The sequence below is a fragment of the Pseudoalteromonas sp. genome (assembly GCF_041629635.1).
GTDB lineage: Bacteria > Pseudomonadota > Gammaproteobacteria > Enterobacterales > Alteromonadaceae > Pseudoalteromonas.
The window spans coordinates 1-1,597 of record NZ_JBFKMX010000277.1; the positions used below are offsets into that span (position 1 = coordinate 1).

A 1,597-nucleotide genomic window follows, 5' to 3' on the forward strand; every position below is an offset into this window, starting at 1 on the left:
CTCTCTGGTGACCACGTCATTATGTTCCTTATCGATAAAAAACAAATTCACGTGGTTGAAAAACTCTTCCAAGTAAGTGCTATCTTCTTATAAATTTAATTGAGAAATATCACTACTTTGCAAAAGTTAATTTATAACCATTTAAGTATAATTACTGTTTATTTATTAACCTTTCGTTACAATATTGACTATTTACTCTAACTTGGAGCTAATAAGGGTACACATGAATGTGTATCTTTACTATTGGAGACAAGTTAATGAATAAAATAATAAAATCAATATTACTTGGCGCACTAGCTTTACCTATGGCGAGTGTGTCAGCCTTTGAAAGTGCGAGCCAAGAACGTTCCATGCATATTGCAGAACAAAAACGTGCATTAGCGCTTTCATTTGCAAAGAACTATACAGCGCTAAAGCCAAGTATTCTCGCCTCAACTTCACGCTATGATTTAACCGTTGAACCATCAGAACTTGCTTTAAATAACCAAGCGTTAAGCAACCTCAAGCAAATAGAAGCAAACATTCGCACAGCTAAAGGCTTACCTAAAAGTAACCACTCTATCACACAACTAAGAGTTGCTGACTCAAGCATGCTTAACTCGTTAATGTCTGAAACACCGTTATTTGCATGGGCACCAGCAGGTAATGAGAAATCATGGCAATTTATTGAAGCATTTGATACACAAGGCAACACCTATCACTTGCCGGTTAATGAGCTACCAAAACGTCCAGTATTAATTGTTGAACTCGATAATAAACGAGCGTTATCGGAAGGTGTTTCGGTATTAACAAAAGCGTTAAAACCATTTAGTAGCTCACCTAAACAGGCTTTAGAATCAAGTATTCAATCTTCAAACACCCCAATTCAAACCTCAGTGCTTAAATCAATTCACTTACAAGACGATGAAGAGCCATGGATATCTGGTAAAGCGGAAGTGTATAGCATAGTTACAGGTGTGAGCCCTTCTCGTGATGAGCCTGTGCTCGATATTGTAGACATGCCTTACCTAGATTACGACGGCACAACCTATCACCCTAATCAAATCATTATTTATTGGGATCGCTACCGTTGGCAAGCTGCTGACATTTTAATGATGGAACAAGATGACAATACTAACTACAAAGAACTCGCGAACCGCTTACTTGATGTGGCTACAGAGATTCTTAAAGCGATTCCAGACCCAGAAGTACAAGGTTATGCCATTATTCCACAGTTAACCAATAAAGTACTGGCAGCAATGCCTGATTCATGGTTTACCAACGACGATGACTATGTGGATGTGTATTACACTCTATTTGAAGGTCAACACTATTCAAATCACAAAGGCGCTAGCTCAAATGCAACAATCACACTTGAGCCTTTAACAATTCAACCGCGTTAATTAACAGAGTACATTTAAACCAGAATCAAAGAGCGTCAATGGCGCACTTTTTTTTTGAAAGACTTAAAATGAATTATTCTGACGTTTGGAAGATCAGCTAATGCGCAAAAATTCGTCCTTAAAGCGATATTTCGTGCGCGTTACGCAGTAATTTTCATCCCTGAAAAGCGTTCGGCCAGCTGTGACGTACAGGATGTACTAATGCCGCAATTACA

General features: G+C 38.3%; 1 protein-coding gene. It reads left to right on the forward strand.

Features of this window, described 5'->3' with window-relative positions:
• Nucleotides 1-257: 257 nt before the first annotated feature.
• Nucleotides 258-1,382: a DUF3103 family protein gene (locus ABYD77_RS19100; RefSeq protein ID WP_372771671.1), complete on the forward strand. Its 1,125-nt coding sequence runs from the start codon at nt 258-260 to the stop codon at nt 1,380-1,382.
• Nucleotides 1,383-1,597: the final 215 nt, after the last annotated feature.